At 59.6% G+C, this 260-nt stretch carries 1 pseudogene; it reads right to left on the bottom strand.

Annotation, left to right across the window (positions count from 1 at the left end):
- Positions 1-260: pseudogene (gene sbcB, locus AAEZ08_RS23100) on the bottom strand (exodeoxyribonuclease I); the annotation flags it as partial.

The raw sequence follows: 260 nt of genomic DNA on the forward strand, positions 1-260 counted from the left end.
CACTTGTTGATGTGAATAAGCTTCAACGGCACCGGCAATTCGCCCTCGGCCAGATCATCGCTGCGGGTATACAGGCGCTCGCGAAGCGCTTCGGCATCCAGATCGAGCAAGCATTGGGGATCGAGGTGCAAGTCGCAGACAATCAGGGCGTTCTTGTTTTTCGGGTGCCACGCCAGGGGCAAGACCACCCCGACATAGTTGCGCGCCGCCGAGAAGCGCCCGGAGATGTGCACCATGGGTTGCAGCAGACGGATCTGATC

It is taken from the genome of Pseudomonas sp. E45-MNA-CIBAN-0222 (assembly GCF_040310405.1).
GTDB lineage: Bacteria > Pseudomonadota > Gammaproteobacteria > Pseudomonadales > Pseudomonadaceae > Stutzerimonas > Stutzerimonas stutzeri_AC.